The organism is Paracoccus aestuariivivens (assembly GCF_009711225.1).
GTDB lineage: Bacteria > Pseudomonadota > Alphaproteobacteria > Rhodobacterales > Rhodobacteraceae > Paracoccus > Paracoccus aestuariivivens.
The window spans coordinates 38,998-56,628 of the sequence record NZ_WMIE01000004.1 but is presented as its reverse complement, the minus strand read 5'-3'; the positions used below and the strand labels follow the sequence as shown (position 1 = coordinate 56,628).

Annotated in this window: 16 protein-coding genes; 9 read left to right on the top strand and 7 right to left on the bottom strand. The window is 60.2% G+C overall.

Going from position 1 to position 17,631, the window contains the following annotated elements; translation table 11 throughout:
- The first annotated feature begins 20 nt into the window (after positions 1 to 20).
- Entirely contained in the window at positions 21 to 473 is a 453-nt protein-coding gene (locus GL286_RS09170) for a cyclic nucleotide-binding domain-containing protein (protein WP_155095261.1), read from the top strand.
- Positions 474 to 475: 2 nt separating this feature from the next.
- Here GL286_RS09170 and GL286_RS09165 read toward each other — a convergent pair whose 3' ends face one another.
- From GL286_RS09165 to GL286_RS09155, 3 genes are read right to left on the bottom strand one after another with little or no spacing between them, the layout of a single operon-like run.
- Positions 476 to 1,213 (bottom strand): polysaccharide deacetylase family protein, encoded by a 738-nt coding sequence (locus tag GL286_RS09165; protein ID WP_155095260.1) that lies wholly within the window; start codon positions 1,211 to 1,213, stop codon positions 476 to 478.
- Complete coding sequence (locus GL286_RS22855; protein ID WP_170295123.1) at positions 1,210 to 2,295, bottom strand: glycosyltransferase; 1,086 nt, start codon at positions 2,293 to 2,295, stop codon at positions 1,210 to 1,212. The genes GL286_RS09165 and GL286_RS22855 overlap by 4 nt, the downstream gene beginning before the upstream one ends.
- Positions 2,292 to 3,260, bottom strand: coding sequence for a polysaccharide lyase family 20 protein (locus GL286_RS09155; protein ID WP_211596240.1), 969 nt, complete (start codon positions 3,258 to 3,260; stop codon positions 2,292 to 2,294). The genes GL286_RS22855 and GL286_RS09155 overlap by 4 nt, the downstream gene beginning before the upstream one ends.
- A 108-nt stretch (positions 3,261 to 3,368) precedes the next feature.
- Between GL286_RS09155 and GL286_RS09150 the strand changes: the two genes are divergently transcribed.
- Entirely contained in the window at positions 3,369 to 4,703 is a 1,335-nt protein-coding gene (locus tag GL286_RS09150) for a nucleotide sugar dehydrogenase (protein WP_155095259.1), read from the top strand.
- A 4-nt stretch (positions 4,704 to 4,707) separates the two neighbouring features.
- Here GL286_RS09150 and GL286_RS09145 read toward each other — a convergent pair whose 3' ends face one another.
- Positions 4,708 to 5,394: an FCD domain-containing protein gene (locus tag GL286_RS09145; RefSeq protein WP_155095258.1), complete on the bottom strand. Its 687-nt coding sequence runs from the start codon at positions 5,392 to 5,394 to the stop codon at positions 4,708 to 4,710.
- Positions 5,391 to 6,077 carry a GntR family transcriptional regulator gene (locus tag GL286_RS09140; protein WP_155095257.1) on the bottom strand — a complete coding sequence of 229 codons (687 nt, stop codon included), beginning with the start codon at positions 6,075 to 6,077 and terminating at the stop codon, positions 5,391 to 5,393. The genes GL286_RS09145 and GL286_RS09140 overlap by 4 nt, the downstream gene beginning before the upstream one ends.
- Positions 6,078 to 6,273: 196 nt before the next feature.
- On the opposite strand from GL286_RS09140, the gene dctP reads away from it, so the two are divergent.
- From dctP to GL286_RS09120, 4 genes are read left to right on the top strand one after another with little or no spacing between them, the layout of a single operon-like run.
- Positions 6,274 to 7,266, top strand: coding sequence for a TRAP transporter substrate-binding protein DctP (dctP, locus tag GL286_RS09135; RefSeq protein ID WP_155095256.1), 993 nt, complete (start codon positions 6,274 to 6,276; stop codon positions 7,264 to 7,266).
- 58 nt (positions 7,267 to 7,324) lie between these two features.
- Entirely contained in the window at positions 7,325 to 7,834 is a 510-nt protein-coding gene (locus GL286_RS09130; RefSeq protein ID WP_155095255.1) for a TRAP transporter small permease, read from the top strand.
- Positions 7,831 to 9,132 carry a TRAP transporter large permease gene (locus GL286_RS09125; RefSeq protein ID WP_155095254.1) on the top strand — a complete coding sequence of 434 codons (1,302 nt, stop codon included), beginning with the start codon at positions 7,831 to 7,833 and terminating at the stop codon, positions 9,130 to 9,132. The genes GL286_RS09130 and GL286_RS09125 overlap by 4 nt, the downstream gene beginning before the upstream one ends.
- A gap of 16 nt (positions 9,133 to 9,148) precedes the next feature.
- Positions 9,149 to 9,577, top strand: a complete 429-nt coding sequence (locus tag GL286_RS09120) for a type II 3-dehydroquinate dehydratase (RefSeq protein ID WP_155095253.1) — start codon at positions 9,149 to 9,151, stop codon at positions 9,575 to 9,577.
- Between the two features lie 6 nt (positions 9,578 to 9,583).
- Here GL286_RS09120 and GL286_RS09115 read toward each other — a convergent pair whose 3' ends face one another.
- Together GL286_RS09115 and GL286_RS09110 are read right to left on the bottom strand one after the other, a co-directional pair.
- Positions 9,584 to 10,057, bottom strand: a complete 474-nt coding sequence (locus tag GL286_RS09115) for a hypothetical protein (protein ID WP_170295122.1) — start codon at positions 10,055 to 10,057, stop codon at positions 9,584 to 9,586.
- A gap of 41 nt (positions 10,058 to 10,098) precedes the next feature.
- Positions 10,099 to 10,791, bottom strand: coding sequence for a response regulator transcription factor (locus GL286_RS09110; protein WP_170295121.1), 693 nt, complete (start codon positions 10,789 to 10,791; stop codon positions 10,099 to 10,101).
- 561 nt (positions 10,792 to 11,352) lie between these two features.
- On the opposite strand from GL286_RS09110, the gene GL286_RS09105 reads away from it, so the two are divergent.
- The 3 genes from GL286_RS09105 (at position 11,353) to GL286_RS09095 (ending at position 17,631) form a co-directional block, all read left to right on the top strand.
- Complete coding sequence (locus GL286_RS09105) at positions 11,353 to 13,581, top strand: hypothetical protein (protein ID WP_155095250.1); 2,229 nt, start codon at positions 11,353 to 11,355, stop codon at positions 13,579 to 13,581.
- A gap of 115 nt (positions 13,582 to 13,696) precedes the next feature.
- Positions 13,697 to 15,691 carry a hypothetical protein gene (locus GL286_RS09100; protein ID WP_155095249.1) on the top strand — a complete coding sequence of 665 codons (1,995 nt, stop codon included), beginning with the start codon at positions 13,697 to 13,699 and terminating at the stop codon, positions 15,689 to 15,691.
- The gene (locus GL286_RS09095) at positions 15,688 to 17,631 is read left to right on the top strand and encodes a type I secretion system permease/ATPase (RefSeq protein ID WP_155095248.1); all 1,944 of its coding nucleotides are present in this window, start codon (positions 15,688 to 15,690) and stop codon (positions 17,629 to 17,631) included. The genes GL286_RS09100 and GL286_RS09095 overlap by 4 nt, the downstream gene beginning before the upstream one ends.

Genomic DNA, 17,631 nt, shown 5'->3' with positions numbered 1-17,631 from the left:
CCCGTTGAAAGGAGCTTTTCATGCTGCTCGAGGATGAAGTCGCACTGCTGCGGAAATTACCGCTCTTCGCTGGCGTTGATCCCTGTCGGCTGAAGGTTCTTTGCTTTGCGTCTTCCCGCGAAAGCTTTGCTCCGGGCGAAGTGCTGTTTCGTGAAAACGAACCGAACTCGGGCGCATATGTCATTTTCTCGGGTTCGGTCGATGTGCACAAGGCCGCCGAGGACTCACACCAGATCCGTTCGGGCAACGAAAACGCGGTCGCAATCGTCGGCCAGTCGTCAATGCTGAATGAAGGTCCGTATAATGCGACGGTCACGGCAGTATCGCCGGTGGAGGTATTGCTGATTAATGGCAGTTGCTTCATGCAGCTGATGACCTCGTGCCGGAAAAGCAGTGAAGGCGTCATCCGTTCGCTCGGGGCCCAACTGGCCGATAAAAACACCGTCACCACGCCCTCTGCCGGAGCGCATTGAGGTCAGGTCACGTCTTCGACCCCGCGCCATTCTCCTCCATAGTCGCGAACGACGCTGATCAGGTCAGACAGAAACGCCCATGTCTTGCCGCAATGGACAAGGTGGTGTGTCAGAACACCGACATAGTTTCGCGGTGACGCGGCCAGGGTTTCAAGTTCGTGCCACATTGCATCCGGATCGCGGGCGATCCGTCCGCCACGCCAGTCGATAACGTCTAGATGGGTATTCACGACCCGCAAGCCCGGAACGGGCTGTTCTGGACCATAGGTCGAGATTGCGGTGAACCCGTCCTGTGCCAGATGTGGCAACAGGTCATTGGCGATGCGGTTCCATGGCGGAACCAGCAAGGGCAAGGCCCGCTTGCCATGCAAATCGCGTAACATGGCCAGCCCTTGACGCAGTTCGGTCCGCATTTGGGAAACAGCACGATGCGGGGCAAGCTCCTGCTTTTTCGCGCCTGCCGCTGCGTGGTCGAGATGCGACCAGCCATGCACGGCCACATGCACATGCGGCTGATCCGCCAGCCTTTCTGCCAGTTCCGTTCCCGTCGGCGGCTGGTCCCAAGGTGCGGGGATGACAGCCAGCGTCAGCGGCGCATCGGTTTCGGTGATCCGCAGCAGCCTATCCAGCGCCGGAGAGGGCGCGACCGCATCGTCGTCACGCCACCATAATTGTAGCGGGCGCCCAGAGGTGGCGCGCATGGCCAATGCCTGTCCGGCTGCATGTCTGGCCGCGTTCATCGTTTCTCCAATGCTATGCGCAAACCATGATCCAGTATGTATGTGGCATTGGCCAGACTGTGGCGCTGGAACACCTGCTGGCGCGCTGCCAGCCCCAGCCTTTGCCGCAGGTCGAGGTCAGTCAGCAATCTTGTGATATTCGCCGCCAGGCCTGAAACATCGCCTTCGGCGGCCAGAAGTCCGGTCCGGTTATGCGTGACGACTTCGGGGACTCCGGCGGTTGCCCAAGCGGCGACCGGCAGTCCGCAGGTCTGAGCCTCAAGATAGGCAAGGCCGAAAGCCTCGCCGCATCCGGGCCAGACATAGGCGCAGCCCGATTGCAGCAGGCCTATTACGTTTGCCGTCGATAGTTTTCCCGCCCATTCGATCTGCGGATACGGCAGTAAAGCGCGGACTTCGTTACGCAGCGGACCATCACCGGCGATTGTCAGCCGCCAGTCCAGATTGGCGGGCAATAGTCGCAACGCGGCGCCAAGGGCGCGATAGCTGTCCATCTTGTCGCCCGCGCGCATCATGGCGACGGTGACCAGTCGGTTGCCGTTCAACGGGGCAAGGGGCGGCGACTGCCCTAGATCGAGAAACGGCGGCAGCGCAGTGATCCGCGCATCGGGGAAATACTCCCTCAGTCCCTGACGGTCTCTTGCAGTCAGGCCGAAATTCATCCCCGCACCAGCGATTGCCTGTTCGACCGCGGCCTGCGTCTGCGTCCAGATGCCCTGATTGCGGCGGCGGGACAGCGAGGCCTCGGCGCTGATCCATGGCAGGTCGAAGCGTCTTGCCAGTTCAGGACCAAGAAGGTCAGGAGCCTTGCAATAGGGGTGATAGCAGAACCAGAAATCCGGAGGACCGTCAGCCCTCCAAAGCGCGGCAATACGGTCGCGTTCCGATTTTGCGGCAGACTCGAGTGATGCAAGCGCCGCAGCGTCCGTCGCATCAGGCAAATAGGCCCGCAATTCGGAGACCAGTTCGGCAGTATGACCGCCACCCCGCAGCGCCGCGATCAGCAGCCTTGCCATCTGCCTGTCGCCCGAGGGAACCGGATGTTCGGGCGATTTCAGCGGAGCGTAAAAGGCGATCCTCACTCAAATTCGCCGCAGATGCTGGCAGGCAGGACGGCATCGCATTGCGGCGAACGGGTGAAGTTGTCGTAGAACAGCGTCCATTCGCCTTTTCCCGCATCGCGATAGGGGCCGAACTTGAAATACTGGTTTGCGCCCAACCCGATATCATCATGCCCGATCCGACCGGTGGCAGTAGCGACAAGCGCCCCGTCTGCCACGATGTGGATCAGCCCGTCGCCATTGGGGCCGGGTTTTGTGAAGAAGGCGTAATCGTGCCATTCGGCCTCGGCACTAGGCAGTACAGCCGGTCCGACAACTTGGACCTGATCGGTGCAGTGATCGAATTCCGGCACGATCTTGGTCGACAGGTCCGGTGCTTCGGCAACGAGAACCCGCATCTGCCGCGTCTCGGGACGCAGCCAGACCGGAGCCCAGCCTTCGGGGCAAATGCCGTCCGCCGGACGCGGAGCGCTTGCGGGCGGGGCGACGAAATTCGTCTCGACGGTCGCAAACATCACGCCAGATCGCATGCGGAGTGCAAGGAACGGACTGAAATCTCCGTCGGCATCCGGTCCGATTTCGCGTTTCCATTGCGCCATGACATAGCGGTGGTCGTCCTGTGGTATGTGTTTGGCAAAACGCAAGGCAAAGGCATACCACGCGCCATGGTCATAGGGTACTCGCAGGGCTGTCCGTTCCCAGATCTCCGCGCGTTCGCTACATCCCTCCGATTCCGGCGCGCAGTTCGGGCGTACCGACAGTTTCAAAGCGCCGCTGCCGCTGCGGGTGACGTCGGATTGGAATTCGACACTGCCGGCGGATTGCTCGAAATTGTCGCGGTAATACAAGCCGCCCTCGGGCGCGAAATCCTTTCCGTCGAAATCATCGCGCAAGACAGCTTCATCCGCCCATAAAGGTATGGGGGCAAGAACAAGCGCCATCACAAGGCTCACGGTCGATTGTCGCATCGTTGTGATCCACTCCATCGCAGAATTCCTGTGGTTCCGTTTGATAAAACGGGAAAAATGCCTCGATGTGCTTGACAGTAGCAGGGCAATTTTCAACCGTCTTGTCACTCAGTCAAGGATCTTGCCATGCTTCACGCCACTGCCGCCGATCTTCTGTCCCGCATCTCGACCCGCGAGGCACGGGCAGGCGTGGTCGGGCTGGGCTATGTCGGGCTTCCTTTGGCGATGAGCCTTGCGCGCGCCGGTTATCCGGTCACCGGCTTTGATATCGATCCGCCCAAGATCGAGGCGCTGCATCGCGGTGAAAGCTACATCGAGGCTGTGACGCCCGAAATGTTGACCGAGGCGTTAGGCGCAAAACGTTTCGAGGCGAGTTGCGATCTGGCGCGGCTCGCGGAATGCGATGTGATCGCGATTTGTGTGCCGACTCCCCTGACCGCGCATCGCGAGCCTGATCTGCGATTTGTCGAGCAGACCGCGCGCGATATTGCGCGTGTTTTGCGTCCGGGCCAGTTGATCGTACTGGAATCGACCACATGGCCGGGCACGACCGATGCCGTGTTGCGTCCTATCCTAGAAGAAACGGCTCTGAAATCGGGGAAGGATTTCTTCGTTGGTTTTTCGCCGGAACGTGAAGATCCCGGCAACCGTACCTTCGCCACAGCCGCCATTCCGAAAGTCGTCGCCGGAGACGGTCCGGCGGCGCAAGAGTTGATCACCGCTTTCTACGCTGCTGCGATGGAACAGGTCGTGCCGGTCTCGACGACGGCGACGGCTGAAGCGGTGAAAATCACCGAGAACATCTTTCGCGCGGTCAATATCGCGCTCGTGAACGAACTCAAGATCGTCTACGACGCGATGGGCATCGACATCTGGGAGGTGATCGAGGCGGCCAAGACCAAACCCTTCGGTTACATGCCATTCTACCCCGGCCCCGGTCTTGGCGGTCATTGCATCCCGATCGACCCGTTCTACCTGACGTGGAAATCGCGCGAATACGAATTGCCGACGCGCTTCATCGAACTCGCTGGCGAGATCAATGCCGCCATGCCGCGTCATGTCGTCAGCCGTTTGGCAGAGGCGTTGGACCGGCAGGCGGGCAAGGCGCTAAGCCGTTCGCGTATCCTGTTGCTGGGGATGGCCTACAAGAAAAACGTGCCGGATCTGCGCGAAAGCCCGTCTCTTAAGCTGATGGAACTGCTTGAGGAACGTGGGGCAGAGGTGCTTTATCACGACCCCCATATCCCCTCGATCCCCGGCACGCGTGTCTATGGTGCGTTCAAGGGCCGCTCGTCCGTGCCCTTGAACGCAGAAATTTTGTCCGATGTGGATGCGGTGCTGATCTCGACCGACCATGACGGGATCGACTACGGGCTGATTGCAGGGGCGAAGCTTGTCGTCGACACGCGCAACGTCATGTCGCGGTCGGGCCATGTCGGCCGCCATATCGTGAAAGCCTGAGGAATCAGCCTTCGACCCAATTGGCTTCCTGTGACAGGGCTTGCTCGACACCTGCCGAAAGATGGTGGCAAAGCATGGCAACCGCAGCTTCGGCGTCGCGGGCAAGCGCGGCATCCTTCAGTGCCTCATGCTCGGGGCGCGAGGCGGCGGGACGGAAAGCCAGTGCGATCATCTGGTAGCGCAGATATTTGTCGAACACTTCGGCATGGGTTCGCATGAGTACGCTGGACCCGCAGGCCGAGATCAGCGCCTGATGGAAATGGAAATCGCTAAGCCGCCATTCCGCGATCCGGCTTGTATCGCCCGCCTCCAGCCTTTCCTCATGAGCATCAAGGCGGTGATGCGCGGCGATGACCGAAACCTCCCAGTCCAGCGTACCGGCAGCAAAGCTTCTGGTCAGCGCTTCTTCTTCAAGTAGCAGCCGAAGACCGGCAATCTCGCGCAGTCCCTCGGGCGAGACGGGAGCGACCTGAAATCCGCGCTGCCCCTCGGCCAGAACAAGCCCGTCGGCGGCCAGTCGCGACAGGGCTTCGCGCAAGGTGCTGGCTCCGGCGGGATAGTCCTCTTTCAACTGGTCCAGCCGCAGACGCAGCGCGGGGCGCAACCGTCCCATGATAATATCTTGGCGCAAGCGCTGATAAATGCCTGCGCCGACGGTTTCGCGCACCGTATATTTCAGATCGCCGTTCATGCTTCACCCGATGGATCGAACAGGCCATGCGCGACCGTGTACTCGATGCAGGCTCCGATGTGTTTGCGCAGGATGGCCTGTGCCTTGGCGGTATCCCTTGTCAGTGCCGCTTCCAGCAGCGCGTCATGTTCGCGCGTCGCGGCTTCACCGCGAAACATGACCAGCAGAACCTGATAACGCTGGAACCGGTCGAAAATACGCTGATGCGTCGCCAACAATTCGGACGAGCCACAGGCTCCGATCAGGGCAAGGTGGAATTCGCGGTCATAGCGTTTCCATGTCGCGGTGACGCTGCGGTCGCCTTGCAGCATCCGCGATTCCATCCGGGACAGCTTGTGATGGGTGGCGACAACCTGCGCCTCCCATTCCAGATCGCCAGCAGCAAAAGATGGACCGATGGCATGGCATTCCAGCAGCGCCCGCATATCCGAGATCTCGCGCAGATCCGTGACCGAGATCGGCGCGACTTCGAAGCCTTTTTGCGCCTCGAACAGGATCAGGCCTTCTGCGGCAAGCCGGCCCATGACCTCGCGCAATGTGGTCACGCTGACCGCATAATCATCGCGCAGACGTTCCAGCCGCAGTTTTTGCGCAGGGGCCAACCGGCCAAAGATGATATCGTCGCGTATCCGCAAATGGGTCGCGTCCCCAGCCGAGCCGGGCACAAGCGTCGCCGCGTTCATGGTAATCCTCCGTTAACGCATTTCAGCGTATGACATTACGAAGCGCAAGATCCCCTCGGAATGTCACATCATAGGAAGAACAAATTTTTATCATATGATTCTTGAATTGAGAGTTGATCCGTAAATGCTCCGATGCCATGCTGACTTAGTAGCGGCGCGAAGGGGAGGTTGCGCCGTTGCCAACAGGGAGGAAATCATGATCAATAAACTGACGCGGCGTAGTTTCGCCGCATTGGGTGCTGCTGCAATCGCGACTCCTTTCGTGGCGCGGATCGCTCATGCACAGGACCCGATCAAGCTGCGGTTCTCGGCGGTGTTCTCGGAACAGGACATCCGTGCCGAGATGATGAAGAAATTCGTCGAGGGTATCGGACCGAGCTTTGCCTATGAGGGCTTTTACGGCGGAACCTTGTTCAAGCAGGGAACCGAACTTGTCGCGCTGCAACGTGGCAACCTCGAGATGTCGAACATTGCGCCGCAGGACGTTTCGAACCAGATTCCGGCATGGTCGGCGCTGACCTCGGGCTACCTGTTCCGCGATTCCGCGCATCTGACCAAGTTCTTCGCCTCGGACGCGGGTGCCGAGATGAAAAAGCTGGCCGAGGACCAGTTGGGCATCAAGATCCTTGGCCCGACCTTCTATGGCACGCGTCAGGTCGGGTTGAACAACGATAAAAAAATCAGCACCCCTGCGGATATGGCCGGAATCAAGCTGCGTATGCCGGGGGGTGAGGCGTGGCAGTTCCTAGGGCAGGCGCTTGGCGCGAACCCGACGCCGATGGCCTATGCCGAGGTTTATACCGGCCTACAGACCGGCGCCATCGACGGTCAGGACAACCCGCTGCCGAACGTCGAGAATATGAAGTTCTATGAGGTGATGAAACAGATCGTCATGACCTCGCATCTGGTGGCTTTTGACCTGCTGACCATGTCGGGCAAGGTCTGGGAGGGGCTGCCGGACGATCAGAAAGCCGCCGTCCAGAAGGCCGCGGACGAGGCCATTGCTTTCTCGACCGCCGCACATGTGGCGCGCGAGGAAGAGTTGGCCAAATCCTTCGCCGAGCGCGGGTTGCAGGTCTACACTCCTGATGTCGAGGCATTCCGCGCGCATGTTCAGAAGGCCTATCTGGACTCGGCCTTGGCCAAGGACTGGCCAGAGGGTCTGCTCGACCGGATTTCGGCGCTCTGATTCCAGAAAGGCCCGCGCGAATATCCATCGCGCGGGCCGGTTTCCTTCGAGGTGAACCATGCCCCAAAGGCTGTTCGGCTGGCTGTCACGCCGGGCCGAGAACTTACTTGTCGCGATGCTTCTTGCGATGTTCTTGGTCTTTCTGCTGCAGATCGTCTCGCGTTATCTGCTGAACTGGCCGATCGGCTGGACGCATGAGGTCAGCGTCATGCTGTGGGTCTGGCTTGTCCTGTTCGGCGCGGCATTCGTGATCCGTGACGAAGAAGAAATGCGCTTCGATCTGGTCTATCGCGCTGTCGGCGACCGGACGCGGCGGATCATGGTTGCGGCTTCGGCCATCGTCACGGTCATCGCGTTCACCGTCGCTTTGCCCGCGACGTGGGATTACGTGACCTTCATGAAGGTCGAAAAGACAGCTTATCTGCGCATCCGCTTTGACTGGTTCTACTCGATTTATGTCATCTTCGCCGTTGCCATGATCCTGCGCCACATCTGGATGGGTTTTCGCGCCATCTACGGTTCCGGTCCCCAGTCCTACGACCCCACCAATCCGAGTTCCGGCGTATGAATCTGACCAGTCCGTTTTTTCTTGCCATCGTCGTGATCACTGCGCTTGCCCTGCTGGGACTGCCTATCGGTCTGGCGATGATGGTGGGCTCTATCGGCTATCTGTGGCTTGCCGGCATGGATATGGGCACGGTGGCCGAGCAATTCCTGAACGGGATGTATTCGAACTACATCATCCTTGCCGTGCCGCTGTTCATCTTTGCCGCCGAGATCATGAACTCGGGGTCCATGACAGAGCGGCTTTTGCGTTTCTGCAATGTGCTGGTCGGGCATTTTCGGGGCGGGTTGGCTCAGATCAACGTGGTGCAAAGCCTGATCTTCGCGGGAATGTCGGGCTCGGCCGTGGCCGATGCGGCGGGTTCGGGGCGGATGATGCAGAACATGATGACGCGCGACAACCGCTATACGTCGTCCTATGCGGCGGCGCTGACGGCGGTGACCTCTGTCGTCGGACCGATCCTGCCGCCCTCGATCCCGATGGTAGTCTATGCGCTCGTCTCGGATGCGTCCATCGGCTATCTGTTCCTTGCGGGTGTGGTGCCGGGATTGCTGATGACCGCGATGCAGATGGTGCAGGTCTTTCGCGATGCGCGGCGGCACAATTTTCCGGTCGAGGAGCGTGTGCCCCTGGCCGATGTACCCCGCATCACCATCGCCGCGTTTCCGACCCTGCTGATGCCGGTCATCCTGCTGGGTTGCATCTATACTGGCGTCACCACCCCGACCGAGGCCGCGGCCCTTGCCGCTGCCTATGCGGTCCTTGTTTCGACGGTGATTTACCGCAGCCTGACATGGCGCGAGGGTTACAGCGCGCTTCGCCTTTCGGCCAAGACCTCGGCTTCGATCGGGATGATGATCGGGGGCGCGATGGTTTTCAACTATGTGGTCACCGTCGAGAACATCCCCGAAACCCTGCGTCGGGTCATGACCGGCTGGGAACTGTCGCAGGTCCAGTTCCTGATCCTCGTCAACGTGATCCTGCTGATACTGGGTTGCGTGTTAGAGGGGACGGCGATCCTGCTGATCATCGTGCCGGTCTTTATCCCGACCGCGCAGGCGCTGGGAATCGACCTTGTGCACTTTGGCGTGGTCGTCATCGTCAACATCATGTTGGGGCTGGTGACTCCACCCTATGGGCTGTTACTGTTTATCGTCTCGAATATCTCCGGCTCGCCGCTCAAGGATATCATCCGTGACTGCCTGCCGTTCCTTGGCTGGATGGTGCTGTGCCTGGCATTGATCACCTTTTTCCCCGGTCTTGTCCTGTGGCTGCCCCGCCTTGCCGGTTACGGTGGCTGAACCGAGAGCAAATGCCATGACCATTTACATCCTGAACGGCCCGAACCTGAACCGACTTGGTAAGCGTGAGCCAGACATCTACGGCCACACCACCTTGGCCGAGATCGAGGACTGGTCGCGCGAAGCCGCCGGAGACATGGCGGTCGAATTTCGCCAGACCAATGCCGAGCATCAACTGATCGACTGGATTCACGAGGCGATCGACGCCAAGGCTGAAGGGATCATCATCAATCCGGCTGGCTTGTCCTTCACGTCGATCCCGGTGGTGGACGCGCTGAAGATGTTCAATGGCCCGATCATCGAACTACATATCTCGAATATCCATCGCCGCGAGGCGATGTATCAGCACTCGCTGATATCCAAGGTGGCGACGGGGGTGATTGCCGGAATCGGACCGCGCGGTTACCCGACAGCCGTACGCGCGCTTTGCGAGATGATCCCCTGAGCGCGACTATTCGATGGGGTATTCATATTCCTGCAAATAGCGCCAGATGCTGCGGTTAAGTGCAGACAGGGTCTCGAGGTCCAGATCCAGTCGGGCCATCTGGTCTCCGTCCAGCATGTGCCGCTGGCCCATGCGGATGCGGTCGCGGCGGTCCGCAATCCGCATCAGGATCGTCGAGATCGAGCCGTCCTCTTGAAACGACCAGATGCTGTGATTGTAGCGGTTCCGCACCGCTGAAAGCCGTCCGAACTGCGTCATCAGTTCCAGCAATTCGCGCTGCTTCGGCCCAGCACTCAGCCGCAGCTTGGCCAGTCGTTCGATCAACTCGATCCTGCCTTTGGTCGAACTGATCGACAGAAAGACCACAATGGCACTGTCCTTGTCCATGCCGGTCAATCCGGCGAGCAGGTGGACCAGCAGGCTTTCCGTATTGCTCCATGCGTAGTTGAGTTTTCCGACACGCAGCAACACGGAGTCCAATCCGGCTTCTCCCGAGGGGTCGGTCGTGACTGCGGGCGTGTTCACAGATGGAACTCGCGATAGCGCATCGCGGCCTCGGTCCGATTGCGCGCGCCAAGTCGTTGGCTGCCATTATGCAGGTGCAGTTTCACCGTATGGATGGATAGCCCCAGCGCGTCAGCGATGCGCTTGTTCGATTGCCCATCTGCAACCAGCCGCAGCACATCCATTTGGCGCTGGGTCAGGCCGGTATCGTCGGCTGCGGGCTCCGCACGTTCCTCGACCAGTCTCGGAGTGATTACCTCGGGGCAAACGTAATTGCCGCCATGGACGATCAGTTTGATGATCGACAGCCAGACATCCAGCCTGACATTCAAGGGAAATATGCTGGTCGATCTATGACGGAGCGTTGGGTCAGCATGGCAGGCCATGCCGAACTCAAGCGAAGAGAACGCAACGCCCAAGGACGACCCATTCAAGCCCAACAGGAAACTGCGGTCGGAATCCGACAGGCCGCGCATGGTCGGTTCGTCCAGCACGACTGCGCCCGGATTGGCTCTGGTCGCTTCGATCATGCTACGAAAATCGTGGAACGATGTCATTGCGGCCGAGGTAATCCCGCCCAGTTCCTGAATTGTCGTAGTGATCAGACAGCCCGAAAAGTTGCAATGGTTGCCGACAAAGATCAGCTCGGCTCCGGCATCCTGCGTATTCAGTTGCATTGCCGGCGATTCGTTCTGGAAGGGAATCATCATTACATATCCCTGCATTGTCACAGAGCGCGCACGATTCCGTGGTCAAGAATCTTCTGCGCAAAACTCAGAAAAAAGCGAAGTTCGGCCAGACAAATGTAGCATAACTGGGCATACATCCAAAGGCTTGGTCAAAATCTAGCCTAAAAAGATAGTAATCCTTCCATACCGAACCAGTTCGCGCTGGCGATATCCAAACGAACTAACCCCTAGGAATAACGATCAGGTTGGGCCTGAGCGGATGGCTAGTGAAACGCGATCAGGGATGTAGCCGTTCGTTATCGCGGGCTTAGCCTGTTCGTCCGGCTAGGCCATGGGCGTGGGTTGGTTTTATCTTGCTTTGGTCGGCGGGTGACAGACCCGCTCCGACATGCCGAAGTCGTTCGATATGGAGGAGCGACGATTTCGGTTCAGCAAGCATCATGAGGACGGTCGTGCCGTCGCAACGGTGAGCATGGGCTCAGCGACCAAAATCGTTTTGCGGTATCTTCTCCGGCAACCCGGGCGGGCATACGCGTTTGCGCATGCATTGACCGTACCCGCCCACTTTCGGGAGTGAGTACGATGGCTGACAGCCGCAGCACGAACCTGTTTGCTTGGCCACTCGATAGTCAAAGCCAGGATCAGGATCAAGGGCAGGGTCAGGGACAAGGCCAAGGTCAGGGCCAGCTGAACCTGCAGGGTCAGGGACAAGGCCAAGGTCAGGGGCAGGGCCAAGGACAGGGTCAGGGTCAGGAACAGTCCCAAAGCAACGACAACTCCAACGCAAACAGCAACGAGAACACCAGTTCGACTTCGACCGAAGCCGCGAATATCGCGGGCAATGCCGCAGGCAATCTTGCGTTGAACGGCGCGGGCAATCTGGCGGGCAATGCCGCTTTGAACCATTCGGCGAACGGCTCGGAGAACGAGGCGTCGAACAGCGCTTCGAACTCTGGCAGCAATTCCGGCTCGAATTCGTCCGACAACACGTCGTCAAATGATTCTGCGAATAACGCTTCGAATTCCGCCGACAATACGTCCTCGAATTCGAATGATTCAGACAATTACGGCGAAAATACTGCCGAGAATAACGCGACCAACAATGTCGATACCGATGTGGATACGGATGTCGTCACCAATGTCTCGACGACGGTGGATGTAGGTCTGGATCTGGAAGGCTGGATGCCCAGCGACAATGACTATGTCGACATCGACAATGCCTACGGCACGATGGGCGATGTGCTGGTCAACCGCGACGGCGAGGTCAATGTCGGCACGCATGATGTGCGCTTCGACAATGTGACGGTCGGCGGGGAAGGTGTTTCGACGCTGAACAACCAGGTCGGCGAGATCAATGACGAAGACAGCCTGACCGATCCCGACGTGACCAACGGTGCCGAATTCAACCAGAATGGCGACGCCAATGGAGGCGATGCGGACTCGGGCGACGGCATTGATGCTGGCGGCACGGGCGGCGATGGCGGACATGTCCTTGCCGGAACCGGCGACGGCTATGCCGAAGCCAATGGCGGTAGCGCGACGTCGGCTGGCGGCGTGGCGACCGGTGCGGCAGGTGGTGGCGCGGCTGCCCTTGGCGGTATCGGCGTCGGTGGATCGGCTCTTGGCTTGGGCGTTGGCGCGGGCCATGGCGGAGACGCCTCGGGCGGAGATTCCGCAGCGCTGGGAGTCGGACTGGGTGCCGGTGACAGCGGCGATGCGACCGGTGGCGACAGCGCGGCCGGTGCAGGCGCTCTTGGTCTGGGCGCCGGATTGGGTGGCTCAGGTGCCGAAGGTGGCAGCAGCGGAGACACGGGCGACGCCGGTGACGGCGGCGAAAGTGGCGATGCGGGTGATGGCGGCGAAACCGGCGACGGCGGCGACGGCGGCGACGGCGGCGAAGGTGGCTACGGCGGCAACAGCGGCAGCGCTGGTGACGGCGGCGAAACCGGCAGCGCTGGTGATGGCGGCGACAGCGGCGATGGTGGTGCGGGCGGTCTTGCCGGTGGCGGCATCGGCGTTGGTATCGGAGCCTTGCTTGGTCTTGGCGTCGGTGCTGCGGGCGGAGGAACCAGCGGAGACGCAGGCGACTCGGGCAATGGCGGTGCAGGTGGCGACAGTGGCGACAGCGGCGATGGCGGCGACAGCGGCGAGGCCGGATATGGCGGCAATGGCGGCATGGCCGGCTACGGTGGCAATAGCGGCACCGGCGGCGCAGGCGGCGATAGCGGCAATGGCGGCGCAGGCGGCGATAGCGGCGACAGCGGCAATGGCGGCGCAGGCGGCGACGGCGGCAACGGTAACGGACTAGGTGCGGCTCTGGCCGCGGCAGGCAGCATGGGTGGCGATGCCACTTCTGGCGATGCCCTTGGCCTTGGTCTTGGTGCGGCCGGATCGACCGGAGGCGCTGGCGGCGACGCTGGCGGTTATGGTGCGGGCTTCGGCGGAGCGGTTGCCGGTGCCGGCACCGGCGGTCGGGCCGATGCAACCGGCGGCGACGGTGGTTGGGCCGAAGCTGGCGGCGGCTGGTCGCGCGGCGGCGACGGTGCCAATGCCGATAGCGGCAATGGTGGCGATATCGGCGAGATCATGACCGGCACTGGCGGCTCGGCCAATGCGGGCATGTGGGGCTCGAATAACGGAGATGATGGCTATGTCACCGGCACTTCGACCGCATCGGCCGATGGCGTTCTTGATACGACGGCCTTCAACCAAAGCATCGTGATGGGCGCGAACATCCTTGGTAACTCGGTCGATATGACTGTGGTTGGTGGCGACCTGAACTCCAGCGTCGTCGGCGACGATGACGTCTGAGCGCGACGCTTTCTAGCAACGAATTCCTGCGCGGAGTCTCTTCGCGCAGGAAGCATTTGAACAACGCCAGCCTGACCGCCCCAGAGGGAAGGAATTGGCGAGGAAGGTGGTTACCATGCTGTTTATTTCCCCTGTCGACGAAGCGATTTGGCATTTCATAGGCGTTTTCCACCTAACGGATGAAGTGGCGCGATTGCGGATCAACTATGACGAGTTGACCCCCGATAATCCCGATGTCGATCCCGGCACGATTACGCCCAAGGATCTGGTTACGGACCATCCGCGCATTCCCACCGATTACAATCCCGAGGTGATCTACACACCTCCGGTGCCCGTGCAGGAAGGGCTTCAGACCGAGGCCGACTATGTCTTCATCAATCCGGTTCGTGATCCTGTCTCGTTCGGACGGCCGCAAGCCGAAGCGTTCAACGAGCGGGCAGAGCGGTTCCTGAACCACAACTGGCATGTGACACCGCCAACCGATCCGCCGGATCCCGATCCCCCCGATCCCCCAGATCCCGACCCTCCGACGCCGGAATATGAATGGACCATGCCTCCGCCCGGATCGGTTGCGGCTGTCACCTACCAGACCACATTGCTTTCCGATGATGACCAGTTCGGCAGCGCGACGCATTTCGGACCGGACGAATCTGGCGAGCAGCTCGCATCGCTGTGCCAACAGTCCGGACAGTTGGGCGTCGATCTGGACATCGATCTGCCCGCTGACGGGGTGTCCTTTTTATCCGTGGCGCATGCGTTTCGGGACGTCACTGCGCCAGACGGCGATTTCGGCGGTGCGGAAGCTTCGACAAGATGGGGCGAGGATGTTCTGGGCCAATATTTTGACGGCGAGCAGACCAATGCGCGTCCCGATTTCGAAGACCTGATGCCGACCTACCGGCAGGAGCGGCAGGACGAAGACGAAGACGGCGATACCGAGGACGATTTCGCCCAGCACGAACTGGTCTATGGCAACAATCTGCTGCTCAATCAGGCGAGCATCAACGATGCATGGATCACTGCCCCCGTGATCGCGGCGGGGCAGGGCATCTATAGCTACACCATTATCAGCCAGACCAATGTCTGGTGCGACAACGACGCCATTTTCACGCAACTGGGTCTGTCGCCATCCAATTTCGACGGTACTCCGACCAATGCGTTGAACTTCGCCTCGTATAGCATTTTCTCGAACCCGATGCCTCAGCAACGAGGCGACGCAGACGCGCCGCAATATTGGCTGACCGCGACGCTGGAAGGCAGCCTGATCTGCGTCAACTGGATCGATCAGTACAATTTCGTTTCCGACAGGGACGTCTCCACGGTTTCGCTGCATACCGACAAGACGTTGATGCTGATGGGCGAAAACGGTTCGATGAACGAGGTTTCGCTGGCCGAGTTGGGATTTCAGTTCGATCTGATCATCATCGACGGATACATGATCAATCTCAACGCGATCATCCAGACGAATGTGATGCTGGACAATGACAGCATCGGAATCGGGGTAGATGGCGCGCAGGTCAGTGCGGGCGACAACCTGTTATACAACGAAACCAGTATCACGCGGATCGGCTCTCATAGTGTCACCGCCACCAATGCCGCAATCGACGCAATGCTGCGGGATGCAGGGAATGGCGAGGTCAATCTCCCCGCGTCGATCCTGAACGATCCGGCCTTCTCTGGTCGGGACATCGTGCGGGTTCTGCATATCGAAGGCGATATGGTATCGGTCAACATGATCCGCCAGACCAATGTGCTGGGGGACTCGGACCAGATCGAGGTCTACCGTAACGAAGTCGTGGGTACGGGGGCCGAGGTCAAGGTCGTCGCAGGCTCGAACGTTCTGGTGAACAGCGCAAGTATTTCCGAGTTCGGAGTCGATTCCAAAATTTACACGCCGGGAGAGCATTACTCGGATGCGTTGCTGCATCAGGCCGAGTTGGTGACGCCTGACGCGCCAGCCATGCCCGCGGGGCCGCCGGCATTGGCCAGCGAGGCTGTGTTGTTTCTGGCTGACGGCTTTCTTGCCGACAATGACGACGATCACGGCTTCCGGCCGATCAACGCTGATGCGCCGGTTCCCGGCGATGTAATGGAAACCGTGCTCGCATGACTCAGGATCGTACGACTGACAGCCGCACGGGCGAACCGCGCCTGCGTCTTGATCTGCCGGGTGACAAATCGCGCCCGCCAAGTGCCAAACCGATGGGTACCGGCCCGACCATCGATCAGGAAGCCGGTCGCCTTCCCGCCGCGATGCCCGCCTCTGGCGGGACGGCATTCCACAAGCGCGTATCCGAGCCCGATATTGCGGGCGCTTTGCAGGCCAGTTTGCGCAAGATCTGGGCCAATATCGCCGGGGTGCTGCTGTTCAGTTGCGTCACCAATCTGCTGGTGCTGGCGATTCCGATCTACCTGTTCCAGATCTCGGATCGGGTGCTGACCAGCCGCTCGATCGACACGCTGATCATGCTGACCGTCATCATCGTGGGTGCGGTCCTTTTGCAGGTCATCTTCGACGCGATCCGTCGCGGGATGTTGCTGCGCAGTTCGGTCGATCTGTCTGCGCGGCTGGGGGCTCCGATCCTGTCGGCGGCAGCGCGGGCATCACTGCAAAGCAACGGGCAGGAATACCAGACCCTTGGAGATTTGCAGCAATTGCGTAGCTTTCTGGTTTCGGGGACGTTGCTATCGCTGCTGGATCTGCCCTTCGTTCCGGTTTTCGTGCTCGCGATCTTTCTGGTGCATCCGCATCTGGGACTGATCGTACTGACCACCGCGATCATTTTGCTGATCATCGCATTGATCAACCAGCGCATGACCGCCGCCCCCTTTGCCGAGGCGAACCGCCATTTGAGCCGGGCCAACCTGCATCTGGATTCGATGGCGCGCAATTCGCAGATCATCAACGCATTGGCCATGATCCCCGAGGCGGTCAACATCTGGGGGCGCGATGCGGCCAGTTCGATGGCGGCGCAGGTCCGCGCCCAGGATCGCAACATCGTCTTTGCCGGACTGTCGCGTGGAGTGCGGCTTCTGACCCAGATCACCCTGCTGGGCTGGGGTGCAAATCTGGCGCTGCAGGGCCAGATCACCGGCGGCATGGTGATCGCAGCGTCCATCATCGCTGGCCGGGCGCTGGCCCCCATTGAGGGCGCGATCGAAGGCTGGAACAGCGTTTCGATGTCACGCTCGGCCTTCGGACGGATTTCCTCGCTGCTCAAGGCATCACCGCTGAACCAGCAACGCCTGCAATTGCCCCGCCCCGAGGGTCGCTTGGATGTCGAGCGGCTGCTCTACGTCCCGAACGGAACCAAACGGGTTGTGCTGAACTCGATCACCTTCTCGCTGATGCCGGGAATTTCCTTGGCGATTGTCGGAAAATCAAGCGCGGGCAAGACCACATTGGGTAAGATGCTGGTGGGCTCGATCCTGCCGACATCGGGCAGCGTACGCCTTGACCTGATGGATCTGCGCAACTGGGACCAGCGTCAATTGGGGCAATCCATCGGTTATCTGCCGCAGGACGTACAGCTTTTCCCCGGAACGATCAAAGCCAATATCGCCCGTATGCGCAGCGATGCCAGCGATCAGGACATCTATCAGGCTGCGGTGCTGGCCGATGTGCATGACATGATCGCAAAGCTGCCCGAGGGATATGAAACCATCGTGGCGGCAGACGGCTCGCCCTTGTCCGGGGGGCAAAAGCAGCGCATCGGGCTGGCACGGGCCTTTTTCGGCAACCCGCGTCTGGTGGTGCTGGATGAGCCGAACTCGAACCTCGATACGGCGGGGGATAGGGCCTTGTCGCGCGCGATGGCCTTGGCCAAGAAAGACCGGATCACCATGATCGTGGTGACGCAGAAACATTCGCTATTGCGCGACGTAGACAATATCATGCTGCTGGCGGACGGGCAGATCGCCATGTTCGGCGCGCGCGACCAGATGCTTGAAAAGCTGGCGCAACTCAGCCGCAGCGAAGAGGGCATGCCGATGCCTCCGCCACCCGCGCATCCCGCCACGCCTCCGGCACCACCACAGAGCCAAGGGTGA

Excerpts from the sequence above, each read along its gene's own strand:
- GL286_RS09170 (WP_155095261.1), top strand. The coding sequence starts at position 21 with ATGCTGCTCGAGGATGAAGTCGCACTGCTGCGGAAATTACCGCTCTTC.
- dctP (WP_155095256.1), top strand. The coding sequence starts at position 6,274 with ATGATCAATAAACTGACGCGGCGTAGTTTCGCCGCATTGGGTGCTGCT.
- GL286_RS09125 (WP_155095254.1), top strand. The coding sequence starts at position 7,831 with ATGAATCTGACCAGTCCGTTTTTTCTTGCCATCGTCGTGATCACTGCG.
- GL286_RS09140 (WP_155095257.1), bottom strand. The coding sequence starts at position 6,077 with ATGAACGCGGCGACGCTTGTGCCCGGCTCGGCTGGGGACGCGACCCAT.
- GL286_RS09095 (WP_155095248.1), top strand. The coding sequence starts at position 15,688 with ATGACTCAGGATCGTACGACTGACAGCCGCACGGGCGAACCGCGCCTG.
- GL286_RS09150 (WP_155095259.1), top strand. The coding sequence starts at position 3,369 with ATGCTTCACGCCACTGCCGCCGATCTTCTGTCCCGCATCTCGACCCGC.
- GL286_RS09105 (WP_155095250.1), top strand. The coding sequence starts at position 11,353 with ATGGCTGACAGCCGCAGCACGAACCTGTTTGCTTGGCCACTCGATAGT.
- GL286_RS09165 (WP_155095260.1), bottom strand. The coding sequence starts at position 1,213 with ATGAACGCGGCCAGACATGCAGCCGGACAGGCATTGGCCATGCGCGCC.
- GL286_RS09130 (WP_155095255.1), top strand. The coding sequence starts at position 7,325 with ATGCCCCAAAGGCTGTTCGGCTGGCTGTCACGCCGGGCCGAGAACTTA.
- GL286_RS09120 (WP_155095253.1), top strand. The coding sequence starts at position 9,149 with ATGACCATTTACATCCTGAACGGCCCGAACCTGAACCGACTTGGTAAG.
- GL286_RS09100 (WP_155095249.1), top strand. The coding sequence starts at position 13,697 with ATGCTGTTTATTTCCCCTGTCGACGAAGCGATTTGGCATTTCATAGGC.
- GL286_RS09155 (WP_211596240.1), bottom strand. The coding sequence starts at position 3,260 with ATGGAGTGGATCACAACGATGCGACAATCGACCGTGAGCCTTGTGATG.
- GL286_RS09110 (WP_170295121.1), bottom strand. The coding sequence starts at position 10,791 with ATGATGATTCCCTTCCAGAACGAATCGCCGGCAATGCAACTGAATACG.
- GL286_RS09145 (WP_155095258.1), bottom strand. The coding sequence starts at position 5,394 with ATGAACGGCGATCTGAAATATACGGTGCGCGAAACCGTCGGCGCAGGC.